Here is a 13,062-nt window from a genome sequence, read left to right as displayed (position 1 = left end):
GCTCCCCGAAGTGTTAAACCCCCCGGAATTTGAACCCGGTCACACTCCGGACCTATGAAGTCGCAAGAGAAGGATTATACTGGGGTTTAACGCCGATCATTTGGAATCAGCAGAATGAACTACCTGCACCAGCTGGAAAAGATTCTTGAAACCCGCTTCAAACTGGCGACGATGGAAACCTATGACACGGATCGGGTCATCGATCTGTTTACCCAGCTGAGCCGCTTCAGTAACAAGGCGTTCTATATGCATCTGCCCGGGGAAGGCATACACCGACTCGGCGCCGCTCACATCACACTCCCCCATACCCGGACGCCGCTGGAGGTCCTGAAACACATCGATACCACGCCGCATTACGGTATCTACATTCTGCGCGACTTCAACGACTCGCTCGAGGACAAGCAAGTGATCGACAAGCTCAAACAGATCGGCGCCGGCGACAAACGCAAGCTGATCATCATGCTGAGTGAATACCTCGACCTGCCCACGGAGCTCAAACCCTATACCCTGCGCTCCAAACACCGCATCAAACAGGCCAGCTAAATAAGTGTTCCGAATATCAGTCCAGAGAGATTGCTTCGTCACGTTGTTCCTCGCAATGACCTCTCTATTTTCGGTCATTGCGAGCGAAGCGAAGCAATCTTTTGAACAACGTAATCGGGTATTCGGAACACTTATTTAGCACCCCACCCCCCGCCCTTCGGGCGAGTAACGAGGGACGAGGGACGAGGGACGAGGGACGAGGTCACTGTTAAATTATTTACCGTGCCTGCCTAATTTATGGGTCGGCGTAGGTGCCCGAAGAGCCCGCCGCCCAGCCAGCCGTTGTCGCCGCCTCTACCGAATCACCACCGCTGACGCTGCTGTGGGATCCCGCTGGCAGTGTTTTGGGTCCCCCCGCTGACGCTACTCTCTCTCGCTCGCGGTGTTGAGATATCCACCGCTGACGCTGCTGGATTGCCCGCTGGCGCTATTAAAACTTCCTCCGCTGACGCTGCTGAAGCTCCCGATGACACTATTGGACTCCCCACCACTGACGCTGCTGGAGTCCCCACTGGCGTTATTATTGGCGCCACCGCTGACGCTGCTGTTGTTTCCGCTGGCGGTGTGGTAACTCCCTCCGCTGACACTGCTGTACTTTCCGCTGTTTGATTCCGTGTCGATCAGCAGTACGACCCCGGGTACATGGCCAGGATCAATTTTCCTGGAAGTAACGGTTCGGCGTACTTTTTACGACGTACTTGGTCGATTCGTAGATGCACTCGCGGATGACTTTTTCCATCGGCGTATTGGAGTAGGACGACAGGGCGCCGCCGCCGAAGGCGCCGCCACCGATCGCGCCCAGGGCGGCACCGAGATTCACGTCTTTTGCCTCGGCGTCGATATTGGTGGCCGCGACCACTTCACCGGTCTTTGAATCGATCAGGCGGATATCCATCGCCATGGCCGATTTATTCATCGCCCCGGAGAGACCGCCGAACACGGCACCGGCCTTGCCCAGCAGGCCGCCGCCACCGCTGGCGGAACCGCCGCTGGTATTCGGCTCCCAGCCGGTGACCGCGGCGACGATCAGAAGGTCCGCGCCGGCGATCTTTCCCCGTTGTGCGGCAGTTGCCGCATCGACCTGACCGGAGGCTCCCAGCTTTTGCTCGGACTGAACTTCTTCAAGCTGGCTGCGCTCCAGTACCCGAAAGCGCTGGCTCTGGACCAGTGCGGTAGTGAGCATGTCTTCCAGTCCGGTCATCACCCCGTGTTCCTGCTCGCTGATGGTGATGCCACTGCCTGTCCCCGGCAGACCGGAGATCTTCACCGATCGGCCACCCTGGTCGACCTTCCATTTGAAATCGGCGACCGCCACACGGGGACGGGGGCCGTTATAGGGACCGAGCTCATCCTGCAGCGTCGTATCGGCTTCTGCCGAAGCGCCGGACTGGGAGCTCGTCAAACCGCTTACGGCGCCGCATCCGCTCAGAACGAGCGCGGCTGTCAGCGACATCAATGTGACGGGAAGTTTCATTACGCAGGTCCTCCGTTATTCTGTTTTGCAGGGGGGCAACATTTTAATTTTTCAGGCACATGGCCCGGGGCAGGCCTTGATCAACGCACTTTCCCCAATCACTTAAGTACCAGGCCATTGTCGAAGATAGCCTGAGCAGGAATGTGCCGTATTGTAAAAATCGGACAACCCGGAAACCCGGGTCATTTTCAGTATCTCATTGAGCTGCAAGCCAATTGACCCGCACAATCCTCGCCAAATCGTTAGGGAAAACCCTGACCAGCCTCAGGTAATCCCGGTATAACCGTTTGGACTACAGGGTCATTTTTTTGCCAACTGTTCAACGCGCAGACGCCACTCGTGATCTTCAGATCAACATAACCGGCGATGCGCCTCTCGAATGAAGTTGCCCCACATAAACGTGACTCCTGGTTGTTCTGATGGTGGAATCCGCCCCGGCATTGCGTACAGCGCGATACCCGGGGTTGTGAGTTATCCCGCTCACAACCTGAAGCGATCCCGCGCCGCTGTGTCGGATTTGCACAATACGCCCGTTGCATACGCAACGGGCCGGCGCCTCCGTGCCAATCCTGCTCAGGGCGACACGCTGAGTTCGAAGCCGATACCGCCCGGCGACGGCCGGAAAGTATCCCGATTAAATCCGCCCAGCCGGTTCTCCACCTTGAGATAGTAAGTGCCGGCCTCGATGCTCACGTCCATGGACTGGTAACATACGTCCGCCTCCCAGGCTTTTTCGATCTTGGTACTGAAGGCGTCTTCATAGAGATCCAGGCGCAGCTCGCCGTCGCCGCACGGATAGCCGCCGGCGCCGATGGTGTAATCGCCCTGCCCTACTTCGAAGCGGTAGTAGCTCTCATCGGACGTGTTGATGAGCTTGCCGACGACCGCGTCGTAGGTGTCACCCACCGGGATCGCGACGGCGCTGCTCGCCAGCGCCTTGCCCTCGGCAACCCGAATCACCGACAGCTTGAAGCGGGCATCGGGGCCGGTGTCGTCATCCTGGCTGACAAGCGGGCGGATGTAATATTCGCGCCCGCCGCCAAGGCGGAAAGTGGTCACATCCTCCACCCCGCACCAACCGTTGGAGTGGTAACTATCGCCCATCTCGGTGGAACTTGTATCTGCATCCTTGTATACGACCCAGGAGCATTGCCCGACATTGGCATCAGTGGCATTCGGATCGCCAAACAATTCCACCGTATAGTGACCCGCCTCGCGGGGAATGAAGGTTACGAATTCACCGCTGTCGTCACGGTCGTTGCCGTAGAACGCCTCGTCCTCGCACACCACGCGCGGCTCATTGAGTCTGGCCGCGGTGCAGGCGTCGAGCAGCCAGCCCATACCGCTGTTATCCCCCTGGGGCGGCTCGCCGCCGTACATGTCTTGCAGCGCGGTACGTGCGTCATCGAGCAGGTTGGCGTTGTTCTCCGCCGCCTGCTGAATCTGTGCAAAGGCGCTCTGGCCGCTGCCATCCACGGAGCCGTCGACCAGCCCGTTATCGGCAAAATCGGCGGCAATGGCATCGATGTCAGTCTGATCCAGACCCGCTGTGAGCAACGCGGCGGAAAACAGCAGCAGATTGGCGCTGTCTTCTTCCAGCGCGGCCTCGCTTTCCAGCAGATTAAGTTCGCGGGGATCGGCGCCGATGCCGGTCAGGGTTTGCAGTTCGTCGTGAGCCTGGGTGACAGCATCGGCGAAGGTCTCGCCGTCGGCCATCAACTGCCGGATACGGGCCGCGGCGAAGTGGGTAAACAGGTTCACATTGGCTTGCAGATCGTCGCCGGTGATGTTGATGGCCGCATCCAGTTCCCGGGAGACGCTGCTGAAGTTGCCGGCGGTCTCGTCAAAATAGGTGCCGGCGAGTTGCAGCAAGGTGGGGCCGCTCCAGTCAACCGCGGCGCTGTCGATACTGTAAGCGCCGCTGTCACCGATCTCGCCGCTGGCCGAATCACCGCCCGGACTGCCGTCAGCATTCAACACGGTCGCAGTGGCCTCGCCACCCGAGCGGAACGGGCCTTTTTGAGCCGCGCCGGTGAAGCCGCTTTGTGTCACCTCGCCACTGTCGGTATCACCTGAACCACTGCTGCCGCCGCACGCGGTCAACGAGACGGACAAGGCGATCAACCCGGCACGCAGCCAGATACTTGCCAATATACTGGGATTCGACGTCATTTTTATTTCCCCCTGGTCTTTCTGCTTAATCTGTAAAACCCTTTGGCCACGGCCCGGGCTGATTTTCTGGAAGTCACATGTTGGTGTGTTGTTTACGACATACCTGTTTGTTTTTCAGATACCATCGAAAAAGTCTTTTTCATTGGCGCGTTTATGCAGGACGACAACAAAACAGACGTCCTTTGACGCCCCTCGACAAGCTGAATTAAGTGTTCCGAATACCGGGGCACCTGGTTCAAAAGATTGCTTCGCTTCGCTCGCAATGACCGAAAATAGCGAGGTCATTGCGAGGAACAACGTGAGGAAGCAATCTCCCTGGATCGGTATTCGGAACACTTATTTCGCAAGTTCACAAAAGCTGCTATGGGAAACTAGCGTGAATGCAAGCCGGGGTATTGTAAAAAACAGACAACCCCGGCAATGCGCTCAAGGGGATTGAGTGCAAGGGGGACAGGCGCGACTTCTATGACGTTAAATAAGGTGTCAGCTGTCGGGTGATCCCACCCGACCGAGGTAGGTTTTCAAAAACGGGTCCGGATGTTGTAAAAAAGCGAGCGGATTGGTTCCGATCAGGCGCTGAAAATCACGGATAAAGTGCGCCTGGTCGTAGTAGCCGCACTGCAGGGCGAGCTGGTGCAATCCCTCGTAACTGCCGGCATGAATTTGGGCCACGACCCCATTGATCTGCACAATCTTGGCGAAATGCTTGGGGGAAACCCCGACTATCTTCATGAAATACCTGTATAACTGTTTGGGGCTCCAGTGACATTTTTGGGCCAGCTCTTCAACGCGCAGATAGCCCCCCTGATTTTCGATCAAGGCAACCGCCTGATCGATGCCGGGGGTTTGTTCGGCGTTGTCGGCAAAATGGGAGAGAAAGTGTTCGAGGGTTTCGAGCCGACTTGTTGTGTCTGTCTTGAGGGAGAGCGCTTCGTTCAATGCCGCGGCATGCTCGGGAACGACCCGGGCAAAATCGGTCATGCAATCGGTGAAGGCGCTGCAGTCTTGCCGAAAAAGACGATAAAAGCCCGTCGGGTAAAATTCGATACCCAACAGACCCACCTTGCCGTCAATTCGCGCGACGGGGACTTCACTTTTGAGCTGACCGCCGACGAACAACGCGGGACACGGCTGGTCGGCGTTATAGGAATATTGCATCTGCATGGGCGCGCCGTAGACATGCGTAATATAGTGCGCGCCCGTGGGCGGAACGGCGATGGTCGTGGATGTCGCCTCGGCGCTGTAACTGTGCAGGATCCGGCGAACAAACGGTCGAAGCGGTGCCGGGGGCGGATAGTCATGGTGTTGAACGGGGGACGGCTCTGGCGTTCGGCTACTGTCGGGCATGGGAACCTGCTTATTATTTTTTTACATCGAGCATTCCATCTACAGTCACCTGCAAACGCGGAGTTACCGGCCTTGCTGGCGGGCGGTTTTTTTCTTTGCCTGTTTTTTGCGGACTGTCTTTTTTCGGGCGCGCGGCGGTTTGGGCAGGGCTTCGTCCATGCCGACCAGCTTCAGGACATTGTTGATATCTTTTTCGCCCAGTTCCTGCCACTTGCCCTGCGGCACACGACGCGGCAGAAACAGGTTGCCGAAGCGGGTGCGAATCAGACGATTGACGGTGACGCCCACCTGTTCGAACAGGCGCCGCACTTCCCGGTTGCGCCCTTCGTGCAGCAGCACGTAATACCAGTGATTGACGCCCTGCCCGCCGCCGTCGACGATGTCGTCGAAACGGGCCGGGCCGTCGTCCAGCTGAACGCCGGCGCGCAACTGGCGACGCGCCTCGTCGGAGAATTCGCCCAGCACGCGTACGGCATACTCGCGTTCGATCTCATAGGAGGGGTGCATCAGGCGATTGGCCAGCTCCCCGTCGGTGGTGAACAGGATCAGGCCGGAGGAGTTAATGTCCAGGCGACCGACGACGATCCAGCGGCCGTTTTTCACCGGCGGCAGCTTGTCGAATACCGTGGGTCGGCCTTCGGGATCGTTGCGGCTGCAGATTTCGCCTTCGGGTTTGTTATAGAGCAGGATGCGGCGCGGGGCGAGATCGAGGGTGCGGCGCACCGGCTTGCCGTTGAGCCGGATCTCGTCCTCCGCTTCGACCCGGTCGCCGAGTTTGGCCGGCTGGCCGTTGATTTCAATGCGGCCCTGCTCAATCCAGGATTCGATTTCCCGGCGTGAGCCGTAGCCGGCCTGGGCCAGGACTTTCTGTACGCGTTCGGCCATGGGACGTCAGTGCTCGGCGCTCACTACCCGGGAGGATCGGCTTGCTTCCTGCCCGGTTTCCTCCTCGCTGTCGACATCGGCTTCAAAGTCGGTATCGGCGTCTTCATCCTGCAATGCCGCTTTCGCCGGCTGTTCGGCCTCGGCGACAGTTTTGGCTTCGGCTTCGGCTTCGGTTTCGGTTTCGGTTTCGGCTTCAGCTTCGATGTCGGTGTCGGTGTCGGTGTCGGTGTCGGTGTCGACGTCAGTCTCGCTGTCCGCCCCGGCGACGTCATCCAGCGTCGATGCTTCCGACTCGCTGTCAGCGGCGTCAGCCTGTTGCCCCTCATCGCCCCAGTCGAGTTCGGCGTTGATGGAGTCGATATCCCGCAGCTCGGCCAGCGGCGGCAGATCCTGCAGGCTCTTGAGGTTGAAGTAATCGAGAAACTCGCGGGTGGTGGCATACAGGGCCGGCTTGCCCGGCACATCCCGATGGCCCACCACCTTGACCCATTCACGCTCCTGCAGGGTCTTGATGATCTGGGTGCTGACGCTGACCCCGCGCACTTCCTCGATCTCCCCGCGGGTGATCGGCTGGCGATAGGCGATCAGCGCCAGGGTCTCAAGCACGGCACGCGAATAGCGGCTCGGTTTCTCTTCCCAGAGCCGGGAGACCCAGTTGGCATAATCCTGTTTAACCTGAAAGCGATACCCGGAGCGGATCTCGCGCAGCGCCAGACTGTGTTCGGCGTAATCTTCCTGCAGGGCGGCGATCGCCGCCTTGATCGCCTCGGCGTCCGGCCCGTCGTCTTCGGCGAAGACCGCCTGCAACTGACTCAGGTTCACCGGATCGTCGGCGGCAAACAGTATGGCTTCGATAATGCGTTTGAGTTCCTGTTCAGTCATGGATCGCTTCGGCCCTGTTATTCCTGGTTATTCTCGGCTTGTTTGGCTTTGACATGAATCGGCCCATAGGCTTCGGTCTGGACCATTTCGATCAGGTGTTGTTTGAGCAATTCGAGGATCGCCAGCAGGGTGACGACCACGCCGCTGCGTCCCTCTTCGAGGGTAAACAGCGCATTGAAATCGGTAAAGCTGTCGGACTTGACCGCCCCCAGCACCCGCGACATGCGTTCGCGCACCGACAGCGGTTCCATCTTGATATGATGGTGTTCGTACATGGAGGCGCGGCGCATGACATCGGTAAACGCGGCCAGCACATCCTTGATATCGACCTCCGGCGGCGTGCGCACCACCTTGAGATCGGGCGCCTTGACCTCGGCGGGAAACACATCGCGCCCCACCCGCGGCAGCTCGTCGATATCCTCGGCGGCCTTTTTAAAGCGTTCGTATTCCTGCAGGCGGCGCACCAGTTCGGCGCGTGGATCGCCCTCTTCCTCCTCCACGCTCACCGGTCGCGGCAGCAGCATGCGCGATTTGATCTCGGCCAGCATGGCCGCCATCACCAGGTATTCCGCCGCCAGTTCCAGGCGCAGCTCGGTCATCAGGCCCACATATTCCATATACTGGGCGGTGATGGTGGCGATGGGCAGATCAAGTATATCCAGGTTCTGACGTTTGATCAGATAGAGCAGCAGATCCAGCGGCCCGGCGAAGGTTTCCGCGAGAAAGATTTCCAGGGCATCGGGCGGAATATAGAGATCCCTGGGCAGCGCGGTCATCGGCGTGCCCTGCACCACGGCGAAAGGCATCTCCTGCTGCTCAGGTTTTTCCTGGCTGTCGTGGTGCTCGATGGTCTCGGTCATGAATCAGCGATACTCCAGGCCCATGGCCTGCCGGACTTCCTGCAATGTCTGGCGCGCCGCATCCCGGGCCTTGTCACAGCCTTCGTGGATAATCTTGCGCACCAGCCCCGTATCCTCTTGATATTCCCTGGCACGTTCGTGGATCGGCGCCAGCTCCGCCCGGATCGCGTCGATCACCGGCCCCTTGCACTCCAGGCAGCCGATACCGGCGCTGGTGCAACCCTGCTGTACCCACTCGCGTACCTCGTCGTTGGAGTATACCTGATGGAGTTTCCACACCGGGCATTTTTCTGGATCGCCGGGATCGGTGCGTCGCACGCGGGCCGGATCGGTCGGCATGGTGCGCAGTTTTTTCTCGACTGCGTCGGGATCTTCGCGCAACGAGATTGTATTGTGATACGACTTGGACATTTTCTGCCCGTCCAGACCGGGCAGCCTGGGTGCCGGGGTCAGCAGGCTGTCGGGCTCGGGCAGGATAATGCGACCGCCGCCCTCCAGATAGCCGAACAGCCGCTCCCGATCGCCCAGGGAAATATTCTGCTGATCGTCCAGCAGCGCCCGGGCGGTGTGCAGCGCCTCGTCGTCGCCCTGCTCCTGGTAGCGGCGGCGCAGTTCCTGATAGAGTTTGGCGTTTTTCTTGCCCATTTTCTTGATCGCCGCCTCAACCTTTTCCTCGAAGCCCGGCTCGCGGCCATATAAATGGTTAAACCGGCGCGCGACCTCGCGGGTCAGCTCCACGTGGGCCACCTGGTCCTCGCCCACCGGCACCAGGCCGGCCCTGTACATCAGGATGTCGGCGCTTTGCAGCAGCGGATAGCCCAGAAAGCCGTAGGTGGCCAGATCCCGCTCCTTGAGCTTCTCCTGCTGGTCCTTGAAGCTGGGGACCCGCTCCAGCCAGCCCAGCGGTGTGATCATCGACAACAGCAGATGCAGCTCGGCGTGTTCCGGCACCCGGGACTGGATGAACAGCGTGGCCGAGCCCTGATTGACCCCCACCGAGAGCCAGTCGATGACCATCTCCCAGACACTCTGTTCGATGATCTGCGGATCCTCGTAATGGGTCGTCAGGGCGTGCCAGTCAGCGACAAAAAAGTAGCACTCGTACTCATGCTGCAGTTTGATCCAGTTTTTCAGCACCCCGTGGTAATGGCCCAGATGCAGGGCACCGGTCGGCCGCATGCCGGACAGCACACGTTGTTTCTGATTGGGCAAGGCAGTCAATTCAGGCTCCAGAATCGCAATCGAAGATCAGTTATATGGCACATCAGGGCAACGGTCGGGCCACCGGGGATGCCACCGGGGATGCCACCGGGGATCATGGGGGCCGTCATCATTATCGTTATTCTCGTCTCGGCGCTGCCGATCCCGGTTGCCGGCAGGGCGGGCATTATACCCTGTTGGCCCCGCCGGCAGGCAAATCGGCTTGCTCAGCCCCGCTCGAAGGGTTCGCTCTCGCCCTTGCCGCGGCGCACCACCCGGGGGACCTCGTCGGTCATGTCGACCACGGTACTGGGCTCGAAACCGCAGTGGCCGCCGTCGATGACCAGATCCACCTGGTGCTCCAGCTGCTCGCGAATTTCCTCGGGATCAGTCAGGGGCATGGTCTCGCCGGGGAGGATCAGGCTCGAACTCATGATCGGCTCGCCCAGCTCGGCCACCAGCGCCTGGGCGATGGCGTTGTCGGGGATGCGAATGCCGATGGTGCGCCGCCTGGGGTGCAGCAGCCGGCGCGGCACCTCGCTGGTGGCGTTAAGAATAAAAGTGTACGGCCCCGGTGTGTGGCTGTTGAGGATCCGGAACAGGGTGTTGTTGGTCAGTTTGGCGTAGGCGCTGATCTGGGAGAGATCACCGCACACCAGGGTGAAGTTGTGTTTGTCGTCCACCTGGCGAATGCGGCGGATCCGATCCATCGCCTTCTTGTCCTCCAGATGACAGCCCAGCGCGTAGGCCGAGTCGGTCGGATAGACGATGACCGCCCCCTGGCGCAGCAGCTCCACCGCCTGGCGAATCAGCCGCGGCTGGGGGTCGACCGGATGAATCTGGAAAAACTGGCTCATGCCGCCACCCCGGTGCAACGGGCCCAGGCGTCGCACTCCCAGACCGGTCGGCAGCCGGGCGGCAACTCGGGCAGGCGGCCGATATCCCGGTAGGGATTCTCCGGGCCGTGGTAGTCGGAGCCGCTGGAGGCGGCCAGATTCCAGGTCTGGCTCAACTGGCCAAAGCGCAGCATGTCATCCCGGCTGTGGCTGCCCGAGACCACCTCCAGCGCCGCCCCGCCCAGCTCGGCGAATTCACCCAGCAACTGGCGCAGCCGGGTGGCGCTCAATTTGTAGCGCGCCGGATGGGCGATCACCGCCAGGCCGCCGGATTGCTGAATCCAGTCCAGCGCCTGCGCCAGCGTCGCCCACTCGCCCGGCACGTGACCCGGCTTGCCCCTGACCAGATAGCGCTTGAACACCTGCTTGAGGTCCCGGGCATGGCCCTGTTCCACCAGAAAGCGGGCAAAGTGGGTGCGCCCCACCAGCTCACCGCTGGCGTACTGGCAGGCGCCGGCGTAAGCCCCGGCGATGCCGGCCTTCTCCAGCCGCCGGCCGATCTCCTCGGCCCGCCAGCGGCGAAAGCCCAGCTGGGTCTCAATGCCCCGGCGCATCGCCGGATGGGCCGGATCGATATGCAGCCCGACCACATGCAGGGTCTGGTGCGCCCAGCTCACGGACAGCTCGATGCCGGGGATCAAGCCGATTCCCTGCGCGCGCGCCGCCGCCAGTGCCTCGTCGAGACCGGCGGTGGTGTCGTGATCGGTCAGTGCCAGCTGATCGACGCCCTTCTCCACCGCCGTGGCCACCAGCGCGGTGGGACTCAGGGTGCCGTCGGAGGCGGTGGAATGGGTATGCAGATCGAATCGGTATGTCATGGTGGCCTGTCGCAAAGGTCTGATCCAGGTCGGGACAATCACGCCCGACACCGGTGTTCAACAACGGGCCTAGTGTAACGCGTCCGCCCCCCAAAGCGAGACCCCCATCGATCCGGGCCCACCGGACGTCGGCTGCCGGGAGCGCGTGCCTGTGTTAAAATGGTTGACCTGATGAGTAAGCGAAATGCGAACCGCGAATGAGTGTTGTCGAGATCGATCTGAATGCCCTGGCCGACGTAGTGGATGAAGTCACCGCGGCGCTGGAGCAGGCCTATGCCGAAAATCCGATCCGCCCCAGCGATCTGGCGGATCCGCACCAGATCGGCGAGAACCTCAAGCAGTTCGCGCAAACCGTCCAGCAGGTCGATGCCCAGTATCATGGCAACAGCGATGGCAAATCCCGCGAGGCCCTCACGGATAAGCTCGACGATCTCGGCCAGCTCGGCGATTACGGCCTCGCCCAGCTCAACGCCCTGAGCCGGTGGGCGGGACTGCTCGAACTGGAAGAATTGCAGGTGACTCTGGACGAGCTGGCGATTCCCATCGCCCTGTGGACCGCACGCAACATCGGCAGCCTGCAGGAGTTGCGCAATGTGGTCGATGCGCTGTCACGCATCGCCAACCAGACCCAGGACCCCGACTTTCTCGCCGAACTAAGCGGCATCATGGATGAGATCGCCAACGCCGCCGCGCCCGTGGTCAAGGAAGACCGGGACAAGAGCCATGCCGGGCGCCCCTGGCGCGTGCTAAACCTCAATCACGGCGTCGTTGCCACCCGGACCCATGATCCGGCGATCATGGAACCGGTCTTCGAACAGATCCTGCTGCGCCTGCCCGAGGACGCCCCGACCTTTTTCCGCGAGGGCATGGAACAGATGGACGTGATCGACTACCCGGGGCATGTGCGGGAAGTCATGGAAAAATATTACAAAATGACCAATAATCCGACGCTGCACTGATACCCTCTTAACCCTGACGCTCATCCAGGCTGGACCGCCATGAAGTTTCTGTTCGATTTTTTTCCCATACTGCTGTTTTTCATCATCTACAAGCTGTATGGCATTTACCCGGCTACCGCCGTGGCGATTGCCGGCTCCATTTTGCAGAACGCCTTCTACTGGTATCGGCATCGCAAATTCGAAAACATGCATCTGGTGACACTCGCGCTGATCATTATTCTCGGCGGCGCCACCCTGCTGTTCCAGAACAAGGCGTTTATTATGTGGAAGCCCACCGCGGTCTACTGGGCTTTTGCCGTCGCCTTTATCGCCAGCCAGTTCATCGGCGAAAAACCGCTGATCCAGCGCATGATGGGGCACGCCATCGAGGTGCCGGCGCGGATCTGGCGTAACGCCAATCTCAGCATGGCGCTGTTTTCGGTGCTGCTGGGGGTGGCCAATCTGTATGTCGCCAACTTCTATTTTGTCGCCGAACAGGCGCTGCTGGCGGCCAGCGATCAGGCCGTCAATCTGGAAAACTGCGCCGCCACCTACAGCGGCGCGGCGGTGGAACTGTGCCAGCAAGCCAAATCCATGGAATCGATCTGGGTAAACTTCAAACTTTTTGGTATGCTGGTACTCAGCGTGATTTTTCTCATCGGACTCGGTGTCTACCTGTCCCTGCACGTCACGGAGCCTGAAGAGGCCAACCCGTCACCCGAACCCGGCAACGACAGCTGAATGTTATACGCCATCATCGCTCAGGATAATGCCGACAGTCTGGAACCACGCCTGGCCGCGCGCCCGGCGCATCTGGAACGTTTGCAACAACTCAAGGACCAGGGGCGTCTGATCCTGGCCGGTCCGCATCCGGCCATCGACAGCGAAGACCCCGGTCCGGCCGGCTTCAGCGGATCGTTAATCGTCGCTGAATTCGCCTCGCAGGCAGACGCCCGACAATGGGCCGATGCCGATCCCTATGTCGCCGCCGGCGTCTATCAATCGGTTACCGTCAAACCTTTCAAGAAAGTGTTTCCGTAACTCCCG

13 protein-coding genes are annotated in these 13,062 nt (G+C 60.3%); 4 read left to right on the top strand and 9 right to left on the bottom strand.

The features are described 5' to 3' along the window. Positions 1–114 precede the first annotated feature (114 nt). The gene (locus U5J94_RS10190) at positions 115–543 is read left to right on the top strand and encodes a hypothetical protein (protein WP_322565538.1); all 429 of its coding nucleotides are present in this window, start codon (positions 115–117) and stop codon (positions 541–543) included. Positions 544–1,195: 652 nt separating this feature from the next. Here the strand turns inward: U5J94_RS10190 and U5J94_RS10185 are convergent. From U5J94_RS10185 to U5J94_RS10145, 9 genes are all read right to left on the bottom strand, one after another. After that, positions 1,196–2,017 (bottom strand): CsgG/HfaB family protein, encoded by an 822-nt coding sequence (locus U5J94_RS10185; RefSeq protein ID WP_322565537.1) that lies wholly within the window; start codon positions 2,015–2,017, stop codon positions 1,196–1,198. 573 nt (positions 2,018–2,590) lie between these two features. Then, positions 2,591–4,189, bottom strand: a complete 1,599-nt coding sequence (locus U5J94_RS10180; RefSeq protein WP_322565536.1) for a hypothetical protein — start codon at positions 4,187–4,189, stop codon at positions 2,591–2,593. A 483-nt stretch (positions 4,190–4,672) separates the two neighbouring features. Next, positions 4,673–5,536 carry an AraC family transcriptional regulator gene (locus U5J94_RS10175; protein ID WP_322565535.1) on the bottom strand — a complete coding sequence of 288 codons (864 nt, stop codon included), beginning with the start codon at positions 5,534–5,536 and terminating at the stop codon, positions 4,673–4,675. Positions 5,537–5,599: 63 nt separating this feature from the next. After that, positions 5,600–6,421 carry a 23S rRNA pseudouridine(2605) synthase RluB gene (rluB, locus tag U5J94_RS10170; protein WP_322565534.1) on the bottom strand — a complete coding sequence of 274 codons (822 nt, stop codon included), beginning with the start codon at positions 6,419–6,421 and terminating at the stop codon, positions 5,600–5,602. A gap of 6 nt (positions 6,422–6,427) precedes the next feature. Then, the gene (gene scpB, locus U5J94_RS10165) at positions 6,428–7,303 is read right to left on the bottom strand and encodes an SMC-Scp complex subunit ScpB (RefSeq protein WP_322565533.1); all 876 of its coding nucleotides are present in this window, start codon (positions 7,301–7,303) and stop codon (positions 6,428–6,430) included. 17 nt (positions 7,304–7,320) lie between these two features. Further along, the gene (locus U5J94_RS10160; RefSeq protein WP_322565532.1) at positions 7,321–8,163 is read right to left on the bottom strand and encodes a ScpA family protein; all 843 of its coding nucleotides are present in this window, start codon (positions 8,161–8,163) and stop codon (positions 7,321–7,323) included. Positions 8,164–8,166: 3 nt separating this feature from the next. After that, positions 8,167–9,384 (bottom strand): tryptophan--tRNA ligase, encoded by a 1,218-nt coding sequence (locus U5J94_RS10155; protein WP_322565531.1) that lies wholly within the window; start codon positions 9,382–9,384, stop codon positions 8,167–8,169. Positions 9,385–9,590: 206 nt separating this feature from the next. Continuing rightward, positions 9,591–10,220, bottom strand: a complete 630-nt coding sequence (locus tag U5J94_RS10150) for an L-threonylcarbamoyladenylate synthase (RefSeq protein ID WP_322565530.1) — start codon at positions 10,218–10,220, stop codon at positions 9,591–9,593. Further along, positions 10,217–11,077 (bottom strand): PHP domain-containing protein, encoded by an 861-nt coding sequence (locus tag U5J94_RS10145; RefSeq protein WP_322565529.1) that lies wholly within the window; start codon positions 11,075–11,077, stop codon positions 10,217–10,219. The genes U5J94_RS10150 and U5J94_RS10145 overlap by 4 nt, the downstream gene beginning before the upstream one ends. A 197-nt stretch (positions 11,078–11,274) precedes the next feature. Between U5J94_RS10145 and U5J94_RS10140 the strand changes: the two genes are divergently transcribed. The 3 genes from U5J94_RS10140 to U5J94_RS10130 are packed head-to-tail and all read left to right on the top strand — an operon-like array spanning position 11,275 to position 13,056. Next, on the top strand, positions 11,275–12,036 hold the full coding sequence (locus U5J94_RS10140; RefSeq protein WP_322565528.1) for a hypothetical protein: 762 nt from the start codon (positions 11,275–11,277) through the stop codon (positions 12,034–12,036). Between the two features lie 39 nt (positions 12,037–12,075). Continuing rightward, positions 12,076–12,756 carry an inner membrane-spanning protein YciB gene (locus tag U5J94_RS10135; protein WP_322565527.1) on the top strand — a complete coding sequence of 227 codons (681 nt, stop codon included), beginning with the start codon at positions 12,076–12,078 and terminating at the stop codon, positions 12,754–12,756. Continuing rightward, entirely contained in the window at positions 12,757–13,056 is a 300-nt protein-coding gene (locus tag U5J94_RS10130; protein ID WP_322565526.1) for a YciI family protein, read from the top strand. Positions 13,057–13,062 lie beyond the last annotated feature (6 nt).

Source organism: Thiohalophilus sp. (assembly GCF_034522235.1).
In the GTDB taxonomy this organism is placed as follows: Bacteria; Pseudomonadota; Gammaproteobacteria; order UBA6429; family Thiohalophilaceae; genus Thiohalophilus.
The sequence above is the reverse complement of the archived record's forward strand: the minus strand, read 5'-3'. Positions and strand labels throughout refer to the sequence as shown.

Bases quoted from the DNA above. Each gene is read 5' to 3' on its own strand.
- U5J94_RS10190 (WP_322565538.1), top strand. From the start codon at position 115: ATGAACTACCTGCACCAGCTGGAAAAGATTCTTGAAACCCGCTTCAAA.
- U5J94_RS10185 (WP_322565537.1), bottom strand. From the start codon at position 2,017: ATGAAACTTCCCGTCACATTGATGTCGCTGACAGCCGCGCTCGTTCTG.
- U5J94_RS10180 (WP_322565536.1), bottom strand. From the start codon at position 4,189: ATGACGTCGAATCCCAGTATATTGGCAAGTATCTGGCTGCGTGCCGGG.
- U5J94_RS10175 (WP_322565535.1), bottom strand. From the start codon at position 5,536: ATGCCCGACAGTAGCCGAACGCCAGAGCCGTCCCCCGTTCAACACCAT.
- rluB (WP_322565534.1), bottom strand. From the start codon at position 6,421: ATGGCCGAACGCGTACAGAAAGTCCTGGCCCAGGCCGGCTACGGCTCA.
- scpB (WP_322565533.1), bottom strand. From the start codon at position 7,303: ATGACTGAACAGGAACTCAAACGCATTATCGAAGCCATACTGTTTGCC.
- U5J94_RS10160 (WP_322565532.1), bottom strand. From the start codon at position 8,163: ATGACCGAGACCATCGAGCACCACGACAGCCAGGAAAAACCTGAGCAG.
- U5J94_RS10150 (WP_322565530.1), bottom strand. From the start codon at position 10,220: ATGAGCCAGTTTTTCCAGATTCATCCGGTCGACCCCCAGCCGCGGCTG.
- U5J94_RS10145 (WP_322565529.1), bottom strand. From the start codon at position 11,077: ATGACATACCGATTCGATCTGCATACCCATTCCACCGCCTCCGACGGC.
- U5J94_RS10140 (WP_322565528.1), top strand. From the start codon at position 11,275: ATGAGTGTTGTCGAGATCGATCTGAATGCCCTGGCCGACGTAGTGGAT.
- U5J94_RS10135 (WP_322565527.1), top strand. From the start codon at position 12,076: ATGAAGTTTCTGTTCGATTTTTTTCCCATACTGCTGTTTTTCATCATC.
- U5J94_RS10130 (WP_322565526.1), top strand. From the start codon at position 12,757: ATGTTATACGCCATCATCGCTCAGGATAATGCCGACAGTCTGGAACCA.